The sequence below is a fragment of the Burkholderia seminalis DSM 23518 genome, from assembly GCF_902832885.1.
Lineage (GTDB): Bacteria > Pseudomonadota > Gammaproteobacteria > Burkholderiales > Burkholderiaceae > Burkholderia > Burkholderia seminalis.
Genome location: NZ_CADFDK010000005.1, coordinates 230480 through 243520 on the forward strand (window position 1 = coordinate 230480; position 13041 = coordinate 243520).

At 62.8% G+C, this 13041-nt stretch carries 14 protein-coding genes, 1 tRNA gene and 1 riboswitch; of the genes, 10 read left to right on the plus strand and 5 right to left on the minus strand.

Annotated elements, in window-relative coordinates; translation table 11 throughout:
• Positions 1-126 precede the first annotated feature (126 nt).
• Positions 127-228: riboswitch (ZMP/ZTP riboswitch) on the minus strand.
• Positions 229-408: 180 nt separating this feature from the next.
• The 9 genes from HWX00_RS18115 to HWX00_RS18155 all read left to right on the plus strand — a co-directional run bounded on the left by HWX00_RS18115 (position 409) and on the right by HWX00_RS18155 (position 6969).
• Positions 409-1155, plus strand: coding sequence for an SDR family NAD(P)-dependent oxidoreductase (locus tag HWX00_RS18115; protein ID WP_034187210.1), 747 nt, complete (start codon positions 409-411; stop codon positions 1153-1155).
• Between the two features lie 107 nt (positions 1156-1262).
• Positions 1263-1748 carry a tol-pal system-associated acyl-CoA thioesterase gene (gene ybgC, locus HWX00_RS18120; RefSeq protein ID WP_034187209.1) on the plus strand — a complete coding sequence of 162 codons (486 nt, stop codon included), beginning with the start codon at positions 1263-1265 and terminating at the stop codon, positions 1746-1748.
• Positions 1749-1879: 131 nt separating this feature from the next.
• Positions 1880-2557, plus strand: a complete 678-nt coding sequence (gene tolQ / locus HWX00_RS18125) for a protein TolQ (protein WP_021157170.1) — start codon at positions 1880-1882, stop codon at positions 2555-2557.
• 10 nt (positions 2558-2567) lie between these two features.
• Positions 2568-3017 (plus strand): protein TolR, encoded by a 450-nt coding sequence (tolR, locus tag HWX00_RS18130; protein ID WP_006484943.1) that lies wholly within the window; start codon positions 2568-2570, stop codon positions 3015-3017.
• Positions 3014-4081 carry a cell envelope integrity protein TolA gene (tolA, locus tag HWX00_RS18135; protein ID WP_034187208.1) on the plus strand — a complete coding sequence of 356 codons (1068 nt, stop codon included), beginning with the start codon at positions 3014-3016 and terminating at the stop codon, positions 4079-4081. The genes tolR and tolA overlap by 4 nt, the downstream gene beginning before the upstream one ends.
• A gap of 108 nt (positions 4082-4189) precedes the next feature.
• Positions 4190-5485, plus strand: coding sequence for a Tol-Pal system beta propeller repeat protein TolB (gene tolB / locus HWX00_RS18140; protein ID WP_034187207.1), 1296 nt, complete (start codon positions 4190-4192; stop codon positions 5483-5485).
• Positions 5486-5502: 17 nt separating this feature from the next.
• Positions 5503-6015 (plus strand): peptidoglycan-associated lipoprotein Pal, encoded by a 513-nt coding sequence (pal, locus tag HWX00_RS18145; protein WP_011883386.1) that lies wholly within the window; start codon positions 5503-5505, stop codon positions 6013-6015.
• 19 nt (positions 6016-6034) lie between these two features.
• A complete protein-coding gene (gene ybgF / locus HWX00_RS18150) occupies positions 6035-6784 on the plus strand; it encodes a tol-pal system protein YbgF (protein WP_034187206.1) in 750 nt (249 codons plus the stop codon).
• A 108-nt stretch (positions 6785-6892) separates the two neighbouring features.
• Positions 6893-6969: transfer RNA gene (locus HWX00_RS18155), tRNA-Lys, on the plus strand.
• 477 nt (positions 6970-7446) lie between these two features.
• Here HWX00_RS18155 and HWX00_RS18160 read toward each other — a convergent pair.
• The 5 genes from HWX00_RS18160 to HWX00_RS18180 all read right to left on the minus strand — a co-directional run bounded on the left by HWX00_RS18160 (position 7447) and on the right by HWX00_RS18180 (position 12535).
• Positions 7447-9255 carry a coiled-coil domain-containing protein gene (locus tag HWX00_RS18160; RefSeq protein WP_175027614.1) on the minus strand — a complete coding sequence of 603 codons (1809 nt, stop codon included), beginning with the start codon at positions 9253-9255 and terminating at the stop codon, positions 7447-7449.
• A gap of 838 nt (positions 9256-10093) precedes the next feature.
• A complete protein-coding gene (locus HWX00_RS18165; RefSeq protein ID WP_226194035.1) occupies positions 10094-10480 on the minus strand; it encodes a fatty acid desaturase family protein in 387 nt (128 codons plus the stop codon).
• Between the two features lie 3 nt (positions 10481-10483).
• A complete protein-coding gene (locus HWX00_RS18170) occupies positions 10484-10861 on the minus strand; it encodes a hypothetical protein (protein ID WP_226194033.1) in 378 nt (125 codons plus the stop codon).
• 179 nt (positions 10862-11040) lie between these two features.
• Complete coding sequence (gene yiaA / locus HWX00_RS18175; protein WP_034187204.1) at positions 11041-11484, minus strand: inner membrane protein YiaA; 444 nt, start codon at positions 11482-11484, stop codon at positions 11041-11043.
• Between the two features lie 103 nt (positions 11485-11587).
• The gene (locus HWX00_RS18180) at positions 11588-12535 is read right to left on the minus strand and encodes a cupin domain-containing protein (RefSeq protein ID WP_034187203.1); all 948 of its coding nucleotides are present in this window, start codon (positions 12533-12535) and stop codon (positions 11588-11590) included.
• Positions 12536-12665: 130 nt separating this feature from the next.
• Here HWX00_RS18180 and HWX00_RS18185 point away from each other — a divergent pair, with 130 nt between their 5' ends.
• Positions 12666-12995, plus strand: coding sequence for a carboxymuconolactone decarboxylase family protein (locus tag HWX00_RS18185; protein WP_034187202.1), 330 nt, complete (start codon positions 12666-12668; stop codon positions 12993-12995).
• Positions 12996-13041 lie beyond the last annotated feature (46 nt).

A 13041-nucleotide genomic window follows, 5' to 3' on the forward strand; every position in this document is an offset into this window, starting at 1 on the left:
TAAGTGTGTACAGGTTGACCGGGGCGGCCTAGTACGGTGCGCTGCTGGCGGGACCAGCTCGACGTGGCGGAAGAATCCGTATGACGCGAGGCAGGACAGCCACCGGCGATGCACGCGACGGCGCACAACGGCTGCCCAGGCGAACGGCAAAAACGGCGCCCCGCGCTTCACGGTGGGATGCTCCACCTTGACCCCGAAAGGGTTCTATCGCCAGTCACGCAGGGGTGATGAGCGCATTAGTGTATTGGATGCGTCATGATTAGGCAACCGCACGGCAGTGGCCTCCAAACAATAAGGGCCAGACTCTACGCGCCCGTGCCGAAACACTTCGCCGTCTTGCCGCGGTGCGGCATTCTCAGTAGGCTTGCGGGATTCCACCCGCTATTCCGTTACCGACCAGGAGCAGCAATGATCGTGTTCGTCACAGGTGCGTCCGCCGGCTTCGGCGCCGCCATCTCCCGCGCCTTCGTCAAGGGCGGCCATCGCGTCGTCGCCACCGCGCGCCGCAAGGATCGCCTCGACGCGCTCGCGGCCGAACTCGGCGACGCCCTGCTGCCGTTCGAGCTTGACGTGCGCGACCGCGCGGCCGTCGAAGCCGTGCCGGCCGCCCTCCCCGCCGAATTCGCGGCGCTCGACGTGCTCGTCAACAACGCCGGCCTCGCGCTCGGCGTCGAGCCGGCCCAGAAGGCAAGCCTCGACGAGTGGCAGACCATGATCGACACGAACTGCTCGGGCCTCGTGACCGTCACGCACGCATTGCTGCCCGGCATGATCGCGCGCGGTCGCGGCCATATCTTCAATCTGGGCTCGGTGGCCGGCACCTATCCGTATCCCGGCGGGAACGTATACGGCGCAACCAAGGCTTTCGTCAGACAATTCAGTCTGAACCTGCGTACCGATCTGATCGGCACGCCGTTGCGCGTAACCGACATCGAGCCGGGCCTGTGCGGCGGTACGGAATTCTCGAACGTCCGCTTCCGCGGCGACGACGCAAAGGCGGCGAACGTCTACGAGAACGTCCAGCCGCTCACGGCCGAGGACATCGCCGATACGATCTACTGGATCGCCACGCGTCCCGCGCACGTCAACATCAATACGATCGAAATGATGCCGGTCGCGCAAGCCCCGGCGGGCCTCACGATCCATCGCGGCTGACACGTCGCCCGCGGCCGCAGGCCCGCCCGCGGCCGGCCGCGGTGTGCCACGACGCACTACATTCCGTTACGAAACGGTTACGAATCCGGCCTTTGCCTTCCGGTAGAATGCGCGCCATGACTCAGCCTACCCGCTCCCCGGAAGCGCCGTCCGGCTTCACCTGGCCGGTGCGCGTGTACTACGAGGATACCGATGCAGGCGGCATCGTCTTCTATGCCAACTACCTGAAGTTCTTCGAGCGCGCCCGCACCGAGTGGCTGCGCGCGTGCGGCATCGACCAGCGCCAGCTCGCCGACGATACCGGCGCGATCTTCATCGTCCGCAGCACGTCGCTCGACTACCGCGCGCCCGCGCGACTCGACGACACGCTGACGATCACGAGCCGGCCCGGACGCATCGGCCGCGCGTCGGTGGATTTCACGCAGGAAGCCTGGTGCGGCGACACGCTGCTCGTGGCCGGACACATTCGCCTCGGCTGCGTCGACCGCGACGGTATCCGGCCCGCGGCCATCCCGCCGGCTGTGCTCGACGCGCTGCAACGCGGGCCCGTCATCGACGCCGGGCACACTCCATTGTCAACGAAGCTCGCATGAGCGCCGTTTAGACAAAGCCTATGAACTTGCGGTTCTGATTCGATACTAAGCAAGGTTCGGCGTCAGGCATGGCCGGCGCGCCGCGCCGCACGCATACCGGGCGCCCCCGAAGGGCCGTTACTCAAACCTCTATGAACACTTCTCAAGACCTGTCGATCATTTCCCTCGTCCTCAATGCGAGCGTGCTCGCCCAGGCCGTGATGGGACTGCTGCTGTTGCTGTCGCTGATGTCGTGGACCTTCATCTTCCGCAAGTGGTTCGCGATCCGCCGCGCGCGCGCGCAGACCGAACGCTTCGAGAAGGATTTCTGGTCGGGCGGCGACCTGCAGGCGCTGTACCAGAGCGCGGCCAACAACCGCCACACGATCGGCGCGCTCGAGCGGATCTTCGAATCGGGGATGCGCGAATTCCTGAAGGCGAAGGAAAAGCGCATCAGCGATCCGGGCCTCGTGCTCGACGGTGCGCGCCGCGCGATGCGCGCGTCGTTCCAGCGTGAGATGGACGTGCTCGAAGCCAACCTCGCGTTCCTCGCGTCGGTCGGCTCGGTCAGCCCGTACATCGGCCTGTTCGGCACCGTCTGGGGGATCATGAACTCGTTCCGCGGCCTCGCGAACGTGCAGCAGGCGACCCTCGCGAACGTCGCACCGGGCATCGCCGAAGCACTCGTCGCCACCGCGATCGGCCTGTTCGCCGCGATTCCGGCGGTGGTCGCGTACAACCGCTACGCGCACGACATCGACCGCCTCGCGATCCGCTTCGAGACCTTCATCGAAGAGTTCTCGAACATCCTGCAGCGTCAGGCCCAGTAAGGAGCGCGCCATGGCAGGAAGTCCCATCCGATCCAGCATGCGCGGCGGCCGCTCGCGCCGTGCGATGGCCGACATCAACGTCGTGCCGTACATCGACGTGATGCTGGTGCTGCTCGTGATCTTCATGGTCACCGCACCGCTCGTCGCCCCGTCGATCATCAACCTGCCGACCGTCGGCAATGCCGCGCCGCAGGAGCAGACGCCGCCCGTCGTCGTCAACATCAAGGCCGACCGCACGATGAGCGTCAAGTACAAGGGCGACTCGGGCGCGACCCAGGAAGACACGATGACGAAGGCCGAGCTCGACAGCTTCATCTCGGCCCGGCAGGCCGATCACCCTGACCAGCCGGTCGTGATCGCGGCCGACAAGACCGTGCAGTACGATGCCGTCATGACCGTGATGTCGGATCTGAAGGCGCGCGGCGTCAAGCGCGTCGGTCTCCTCGTCAAATCGCAATGAACCGGCAGCAATCCACGCGCAGCGCCGCCTACCCGCCTCAGCCTCCCCGCGAGCGCGGCACCTGGCGCGCGTTCGCGCTCGCCGCGCTGATGCACGTGCTGCTCGCGCTGTTCCTCTATCACGGCGTGCAGTGGCAGAACAGCACGCCGGCCGGCGCCGAAGCCGAACTGTGGACCGAGGTGCCCGACGTGCCCGCGCCGCGGCCCGTCGTCACGCCCGCGCCGCCCGCGAAGGTCGCGCCCCCCGCTCCGCCGGTGCGCGACGAGCAGGCCGACATCGCGCTGCAACAGAAGAAACGTCAGCAGGAAGCGGCCGCGCGCGAAGCGCTGCTCGAGCAGCAGCGCCGCGCGCAGCAGTTGAAGCAACAGGAAGAGGAAGCGCGCCGCGCGCAACTCGCCGCGCAGCAGGCCGCCGCGCTCGCCGCGGAAAAGGCCGCCGAACGCGACAAGCAGAAGCAGGCGGCGAAACTGAAGCAACAGCAGCTCGCGGAGCAGCAAAAGCTCGAACAGCAGAAGCTCGAGCAGCAAAAACTGCAACAGCAGAAGCAGGCGCAGCTCGAAGCACAGCAGGCAGCGAAGGCCAAGGCGGACGCCGCCGCGAAAGCGAAGGCGGAAGCGCAGGCGAAGGCAAAGGCCGAAGCGGCTGCGCACGCGAAGGCCGACGCGGCCGCCAAGGCGAAGCTCGACCGGGAACGAAATGCGCGCCTCGCGCAGATGCAGGGCCTCGCGGGTGCCGGTGAAGGCGGCGGCCAGGGCCTCGCGAAAAGCGGCACCGGCACGGGTTCCGGCGGCAACGCCGCATCGCCCGGCTACGCCGACAAGGTGCGCCGCCGCGTGAAGCCGAACATCGTCTGGGGCGGCGAGCGCGCGGGGCTCACGACCATCGTCAAGATCCGCTGTACGCCCTCGGGCGACCTGCTGAGCGTGTCGGTCTCGCGATCGAGCGGCAATTCCGGGTGGGATCAGGCGGTCGTCAATGCGATCCAGGCGTCGGTTCCGTTACCGCCCGATACTGACGGTCATACCCCGTCGAGCATTACGATTACCTTCAAGGCGGCGGAGTGAGCGCAAATGCGCTTAAACTCCGTGCGTCGCTGCCGGACGGGAACGAATCGGGTATTTTTACTGTCTCTGCGGTTGCGCAGCGATCCAAGTCACATGGGAAGCAGAAGCATGAGTTTGATGACAAAGCTAGGTTTCAGGGCACTCGTGGCCTCGTGTCTGATTACGGCGGGCAGCGCCGCTAACGCCCAGGTCAACGTGCTGATCACCGGTGTCGGGTCGACCCAGTTCCCCATCGCCACCGCGAATTTCACGAACGAGGCGAGCCTGCCGCAACAGGTCACGTCGATCGTTCGTGCCGACCTCGCCCGCAGCGGCAAGTTCACCAACATCGACGCCGGCAGCACGCCCGTGCCCGAGACCGCATCGGTCGATCTCGGCGCATGGAAGGCCAAGGGCGCGAACGCGTTCGTCGCCGGCAGCGTGAACCGCGACGCGAACGGCCAGTACAAGGTCAACTTCATCCTGTACGACACCGTGAAGCAGCAAAGCCTCGGCGGCCTGTCGCTGACGGCGACCGACACCACGCTGCGCACGGCCGGCCACAAGATCGCCGACTACATCTACCAGAAGCTGCTCGGCGTGCGCGGCGTATTCGCCACGCGCCTGTCGTACGTGATCAAGACCGGTAATCGCTACCAGTTGCAGATCTCCGATTCGGACGGCCAGAACGCGCGCATCGCGCTGTCGAGCACCGAGCCGATCATCTCGCCGGCGTGGTCGCCGAGCGGGACGAAGGTCGCGTACGTGTCGTTCGAGCGCAAGAAACCGATCGTCTACATCCATGACCTGCCGACCGGCCGCCGCTACATGGTCTCCGACCAGAAGGGCAACAACAGTGCGCCGGCGTGGTCGCCGGACGGCAACACGCTCGCCGTCGCGCTGTCGCTGACGGGCAATACGCAAATCTACACGGTCAACGCGAATGGCGGCGGCCTGCGCCGTCTCACGCAGAGCAGCTCGATCGATACCGAGCCGTTCTACTCGCCGGACGGCCGCTGGATCTACTTCACGAGCGATCGCGGCGGCGCGCCGCAAATCTACCGGATGCCCGCACAGGGCGAAAGCGCCGGTGCCGCGCAGCGCGTGACCTTCACCGGCAGCTACAACACGAGTCCGCGGATCAGCCCGGACGGCAAGCTGCTCGCTTACATCTCCCGCACGGGCGGGGGCTTCAAGCTGTACGTTCAGGATCTGCAATCCGGCGCGGCGAACGCCATCACGAATACCAATCGCGACGAATCGCCGAGCTTCGCGGCAAACGGCCAGTACGTTCTGTACGCTACCCAGTCGGGTGGTCGCAATGTTCTGGCCGCAGTGCCTTCCGACGGCAGCGCGCCGCCGCAAATCCTGTCCGTCCAGGGCGGCTCCGTTCGCGAGCCGTCGTGGGGGCCCTTCATGCAATGACCACAAGGAGAGTAACCATGATGTCGAATAAAGCTCGTCTGGCCCTGGCCGTGATGATGATCAGCGCGCTCGCCGCATGTAAGTCGGGCGTGAAGCTCGACGACAAGGCGAACAACGCGGGTGCCGTCAGCACGCAACCGAGCGCCGACAACGTCGCGCAAGTGAACGTCGATCCGCTGAACGACCCGAACAGCCCGCTCGCGAAGCGCAGCATCTACTTCGACTTCGACAGCTATTCGGTGAAGGACGAGTACCAGCCGCTGCTGCAGCAGCACGCTCAGTACCTGAAGAGCCACCCGCAGCGTCACGTGCTGATCCAGGGCAACACCGACGAACGCGGCACGAGCGAGTACAACCTCGCGCTGGGCCAGAAGCGTGCGGAAGCCGTCCGCCGCGCGATGGCACTGCTCGGCGTGAATGACTCGCAAATGGAAGCCGTGAGCCTCGGCAAGGAAAAGCCGCAGGCAACGGGCCACGACGAAGCATCGTGGGCGCAGAACCGTCGCGCCGACCTCGTCTACCAACAGTAAGTAACGGAAGAATCGCCGTATGACGCACCGTGTAACCTGGCTGCGTGCAGCCGCAGCTCTCTGCGTCGCCGGCGCGGCGTGGTCGGCCGCGCCGGCGCACGCCGGCGTGTTCGACGACAACGAAGCGCGCCGTGCCGTGCTCGATCTGCGTAGCAAAACCGACAACCTGGCGAACCAGTTGTCGGCCGCCCAGCGTACGATCCTCGATCAATCCGGCCGTCTCGACCAGCTGAACCAGCAGGTCGCGACGCTGCGCGGCGAGAACGAGGATCTGACGAACCGGCTGACGACGCTCGAGCGGCAGCAGAAGGAGTACTACCAGGATCTCGACACGCGGCTCAAGAAGTTCGAGCCGCAGCAGGCGACGATCGATGGTGTCGAAGGCACCGTGCAGCCGGGTGAAACGGATGCGCTCAATGCGGCGCAACAGCAGTTCCGCAACGGCAACTTCAAGGCGGCCGCGGCTTCGTTCCGCGCGTTCATCGCGAAGTATCCGCAGAGCCCCTACCAGCCGACCGCGCAGTACTGGTACGGCAATGCGCAATACGCGCTGCGCGACTACCGCGGTTCGACCGCGACGTGGCAAGGGATCGTCAGCAAGTTCCCGCAGCACCCGCGCGCGGCCGATGCCCTCGTGGCGATCGGGACGAACCAGCTCGAACAAGGCCAGAAGGCGGCCGCGAAGAAGACGTTCGAGCAAGTCGTGTCGCAGTACGCCGGGTCAAACGCGGCGCAGACGGCGCAGGGCAAGCTCGAAACGATCAAATAATTATCGCGGCGGGTTGTTGACACCCCATCAATCCGCCGCTATAATCTTTTGCTCTTTGGGTCGCTTGCCAAGTTGTTAAAGCAACGAACCAACAGGTTTCAAGAACGTGGGGTGGTAACTCAGTTGGTTAGAGTATCTGACTTTTAATCAGAGAGTCGAGGGTTCGAGTCCCTCCCACCCTACCAACTATCTTTGATAGTGCATTCAAGCCTCCCGCGTGGAGGCTTTTTTGCGTCTGTCGCTCCTGTGCCGAATCCGACATTTCTGCTTACCTGCGCGGAGTGCGCGTTCGAGCCACGCGCGCCCCACTCAGGGGTTAGCTCCGCCGCCCGCCAGTTCATTTCAAGTCGGTGCTCGCATGCACGCGATTTTCGCTTGAAGACTGCCGTATCAAAGGCTATCGAGATCAGCAAGCCCGCGCTCGCCGCGCCAGCAAATTCCCTGAGGTAAAAAATCCAGCACCTAGTTACGCTCAACGGCGAATCAGCTGGCGAGCGACCTCTCGGGCCGCCAGATCCGATCGGCACTGACATATCCCGAACCACCTAACCCGCGTTGGCCAAACACGACCCCGAGCAGGTCGCCAATCATTCTCGATAGCAAGAGCGCGAGACGCCCCAAAACGCGTCTCGGCACTCAGATCCGGCACTCAAGGCCGTCGTCTATTCATGGGTCGATTGCCGCTCAAGGTCCGCCGTTCTACGTAACAGCGCCTCGATCTCGCTCCGTGACGCTTCGAATTGACTTCGCATCCTTGAAAGTTCGCTTTCAAGGATGCTGGCCCGCTGTTCAAACTCATCCACCAAGATCGACTGCTTCTTATTGGCGGCGTCGATCATTACGGCACGCGCCTCATCCATACCCAAATGCAACCGCGCAATCTGCTCTGCGTGGGCTTGCGAGCGCTCCAGTTGCTGACGAAGCAGCAGCTCAATCTCCTGACGCGCTTTATGCAACTGGTCCTGCGCATCCAGCAGACGCTTCTCCAGGGCACTCGTGCGCCTCACATGCTCTTCAATCAGCGGCGTGTACGTTTTCTCGGCGGCCTCGATCGAAGCAAGGCGCTCTCGATCGATTCTCGAATGTGCATGAGCAAGTTCCTCTGCGTACTTTCGCTCTCTTTCCGCCTGCTGCCGCAGCAATGCTTCGACCTCGCCGCGGATGCTCACCGTTACCTTCGCGCACTCTGCGTCCGATTTGATACGTTCGCGAGCCAACTCTTCCTTGAGTTCATTCAACTCCTGCGACTTCTCTGCAAATCCCTCTTTGGCTTTCGACCAGCCACCATTCGCCCCTGCCATCCAGATCCGTCCTGTCTCGTACCGGCCATGGGCAATGAAATGGGCATAGGGGGGCGTACCCGCCGCAAGAATGTCGGTGTTATTAAGCAAGTAAGCAATTGGATCAAAATCCTGCGGGATCAACGGATCATTTGCCAGATGCCAATCGATGTTCAACAAGGCACTCGCTACGTGCGAGGCGCCGGACTGCTGAGTCAGCGCAATTTTTTCCAACGCCCAGTTCAGCACCAGATCGCGCACGCGTGCCTCGTGGCCGACCATCTCGCCTTCTATACTCAGCGAGGTCTCAACGGCTAAGGCTTGGCAATCGGTCTTGTTACGCTCGCCGGAAAGCGAAACAACATCAGCGCCACCAAAGAAATGACTATTGACCCAGTCGATATCGGCCCTATACCGCTTCTCGAGCCCTCCCTCGACCTCGTCAGTCATCTCGACAGACTCTGATTTGGCAAACGGCTCCGCATAAATCATTCGATCCGAAACTTCCTCGGAGAACGAAGCACCAAACTCCCGATTAATTCTACGAAGAAGGCTACGCTCCACGCCAGTCAGGGATCGATTGACAATTCGATCCTGATTCTCAAGGGTAGAAACTCCAATCAGGTCAACAAAGGAATCAACCACCCGCTTTTTGATTGCCTCGTAGCTGACGACAGTTACTTCATCGCTGGATAACACTTCGGAGAGGGATCTGAGTGTGGATATATGCAACCATTCAGCCGTATCGACCCATACCTCGAAATCCTCACACAATCCGTGACGCTTGATGAGCTGATCATAGACTGACTTCATGAACGGGATCACGTTTCGCACGTAGAAAACCACACGCAGACGAATGCCCTCTCCTCGACAAACATCGGCTAACAAACGCCAATTTTCGGAAGAAAATTCACTGAACAATTCAGATGAACAAATCGCGTTTGAATACTCACCAAAATAAGACCTAATTACAGCAGCAATTATCGAAACATCATTTCTTTCATCGCAAATGGCCTCACGCAACATCTCACCATTTCCGCTCGAAATCTGATGTTCGAACACCATCCCGGTTTTATTCAGATATCCTATGTCGCGCGCACCGAGCTTTTCGGAGTTGAATTCAAGAAAACTCTGCAGCGCAGACGATCCTGTTTTCGGGCCACCCGCATGCAAGAACAATGTAGATTTCATGTTTTTATAACCGACTCAGATCGACTTGAGTTGCGCGAATTGCGACCCACTTCCCGCCGAAATAAAATATCCGTACATCAATGAAAATTTCTTAAATTTCATGCCTTTTATCAACTCACTGAGGCCGCCTCACTCGCGATGGTTTGCAACAACCAAATTCGAATTCTCAATGTAAATATTCGTGCACTGAAACCAACACGCTTGCTTACCGCAATCTTACTGCCTTTCCTTGCACTTCTCCACGAAATTCATCCATTCGGCAGGTCGAATATCCGCTGACGAAATTGGACGGGCAACAAGCCATCAAGGAAAAAGGGGCAAATGCACGCTTCACACTGAGGCAGCGACGGTTACGAAAAATCGGCCTATGTTCAAAGCAGAATCACTGGAACAGCCAACACGGGCAGTCCACAAGCTACTGCATGCGCCCGCGGTCATTGCGGACTCCAGTTCTATCACCGCAACCGGCACCTGTGCTGCCGGCGCTCCAGGCTCGCGCGCGATAGCAAGACTTGCTTCTTTCCGGTTCCGACAAGCAGTTCGCCTGCTGCGCGACGACAATCCATTCGGACGATCCAGCGCTTCGGTAACACAAAATGCCGCCCCCCCCTGCTGCTCTATGGTCATCACGCATTGCTCCTCGTATCGATCTGCAAATGTCAATGATTGCTGCCGTCGCTTGTGCATGCGCCGCCGCTCGCATTAGGCCGGATGCGGACAGGCACGCCCCGCTACTCTCATCCCAGGCGTCAACGAAAGTAGCGCCGGATTCAGTACCCGTCACTCGAAATCGACTCGCGCGCTTTTTTGAATAGAAACGAGTTTGCCGAACAAAACGTCAGCGCTCACTCACGTCCCGCAGCCCACCCCATATCCCGTGCACAGATGCCCTCAGGCAGCAGCAGCCGCTGCGAGAGTTGCCGATGCGCGATCGTGCAGGCAATGAAACTGCATCCGCGCGAACAGTGACGTTCGATATGAAAATGAATCGTACATGCGGGCCGAACAGGAACGTCTGCCACGAACGCTCGACGATCGTGCGCGCGTTGCAGCTCCGGCCCTCGCCAGCCGGCAACCCCGCGCGCTCGAAGATCGCGCGCACCCGCCCGGCAAGCGACACCAGCGTGACGAACGGCACGATCCACAATGCGATATACAGCAGCGGGCGTCCGGTGAACGCGAGCGCGCCGAACAGCAAGCCATCGCAGGCCAGCATCAACGCCACCTCTCACGCCGCATACGCGCGCGAATTTCCGTCCTTCGGCACCACATGCGCGAACTTGCTGCGCGCAAGCTTCACGACGCTCGTCACACAGCCGATCCCGCACGCAAAAGCGAGCAAGCGGCCGTTCTTCGCATCGTAGTTAGCGGTATTTACGCCGATCTCGACGAAGTCGATCGGGCGGCCGGCCAGCGCGGTGATTTCGGCGCATGCATCCGCCGGCAAGCCGTGGTGCGTGATGACCCATTGCACCAGTGCCGCTGGCGGCACGGTCTGTTGCAACAGCGCAGACACGAGGCGCTTCAGGCTGTCGACGGTCTGCGCCATGCCCGCGCCGCCACGCAGGCTGTTCGTCTCCAGCACGAGCGCGGTCTTCGCCGCCACGGAACGAGCGACCGCGGTGCGGCTTCATTGAAGTTAGGCATCCGGAATATCTCCGCCGTCATGCGCGGCGGCATGGATGAACCGACAGTAAGGAGGCTTGTGGCACGCCGACGAAAGCGGGCCGCCGCGACCCTCATCGCGAAGCGGGCCGCCCGATCAGGCGCCCGCCGTGCGCAGCATCACTCCTGGATCGACGGCGCGGACTCCGCGTCGGCAAAACGCGGCTTCGCGTTCTGCAGGTCGCGCGTGTTCTTTTGCACGGCCACCGAGCCGAACAGCGCGAGCACGAACGACATCGCGTAGAAACCCTTTTCGCTCAGTTGCAGCGTGGCATTGAACAGGCCGACGATCAGCAACGCGATCGACAGCAGCAGCGCGATCCAGCTGAGGCCGTAGTAGATGCCGGTGACGGGAATACCTTCCGCGCGGTCGCGCACGCTCTTCTGCAGCGAGATCGCCGCGTAAAGGCCGAATACCAGCACGGTGAAGTAGTAACCCTTCTCGTTGAGCTGCATGCCGGCGTTCCAGAGGCCGATCAGGAATGCCGCGAAGCCGGCGAGCAGCGCGGCCCACGATGCTGCCACGAACGCGAACGACGGCTGATGGATGGTGGTCTGGTTCATTGCTTTGCCCTCTCTCTCTTCTTGTTCGAAATCGTTTTCGTTGAACTGCGTTTTGCGCATGGTAGCAGCTTTGGTCCGCGAGACGACAGCCGCCGGTGCAGTCTTACATGCCGCGCTGCGCGCGGCGCCAGCGCCCGGGCGTCATGCCGAGCACCGCGCGAAACGCCTTGCCGAAGGCAGCCTCGGACTGGTAACCGACCGCCTGCCCGATCTCCGCCTGACCGCGCTGCGTGTCCTGCAGCAACGCGCATGCATGCATCATCCGGATCTGCGCGACGAACGCGCCGACACTCATCCCGGCTTTCTCGCGGAAATGCCGCGCATACGTCGCGCGCGACATGGCCGCCGCGTCGCCAAGCGACTCGACCGTCCACGGCTGCTCCGGCGCCCGCAGCACGGCCTGGACCGACGGGCCGAGCCGCGCGTCGGCCGCGAGCGCGAGCCAGCCGGACGGCACGCTCGCGCCGCGGCCATAGGCGCGCAGCGCATACGCGAGCAGCGCCTGGCCGAGCGCGTTCACGATCGCGCCGGCGCCCGGCTGCACGTTCGACGCCTCGGTGCGCAGCACGCTCGTCAGCAGTTGGAGCGGCTCGAACCCCGAGGCCTCTCGCAATCCGACGTGCAGCACCTGCGGCAACGCGCGCATCAGCAATTCGCCTGCACCACGCGCGTAGACGAACCGTCCGCACAGCAGGTCCACACTCGCGCTGTGCGGCGCGGCCGGATCGAGATTCGACTTGACCGGCAGCACCGCGCCGTCGCCGGCACCCGAATCGCGTAGCGGCACGACCGGCTGCGACCGGTCGCGCCCCGTGTCGAGCAAATCGTGTGCGCCGCCGGCTGGCAACAGCAGGAAATCGCCTTCGGCGAGCTGCAGCATGCGCCCGTCGGCCGTGCGCAGCCGGCACGTGCCGGTCAGCACCAGATGGAACGCCGCCTCGCCGGGCGGCAGCGGGTCGTGCGGCATCGCGAATGGCCCGTCGAGCAGGCATCGCACGTCGAGCTCGACATGGCTGCGCCCCAGCGACAGCAGTTGACTCAAGGCATCCATGAGACGATTGCGCTAAAAATTGACACTCTAGCGTATCGAAACCCTCAGCGCGAACGATCAAAATAGGTCTGCATCGCCCGAGATCGCGGCGCCCGCCGCCCTCCTCACCTCTTCTCGAAAAGGACGCATCATGCTGAACTGGAACGAATACCGGAAGGAACTCTCGACGCGCATCGGCGACATCGCCAAGCTGTCGCCCGATACGCTGGCCGGGTACAAGGCGCTGTCCGGCGCCGGCGCCAAGACCGGCCATCTCGACGCGAAGACGCGCGAGCTGATCGCGCTCGCGGTGGCCGTCACGACGCGCTGCGACGGCTGTATTGCCGTTCACACCGCCGAGGCGACGAAGCACGGCGCAACCAAGGAGGAAGTGGCGGAAGCGCTCGGCGTCGCGATCGCACTGAATGCAGGCGCGGCGCTCGTCTATTCGGCGCGCGTGATGGACGCGCTCGGCGACTGACCGTCACCGCAGTGCCGTCGCGGGCCACCCTGCTGCGTGGCGCCCG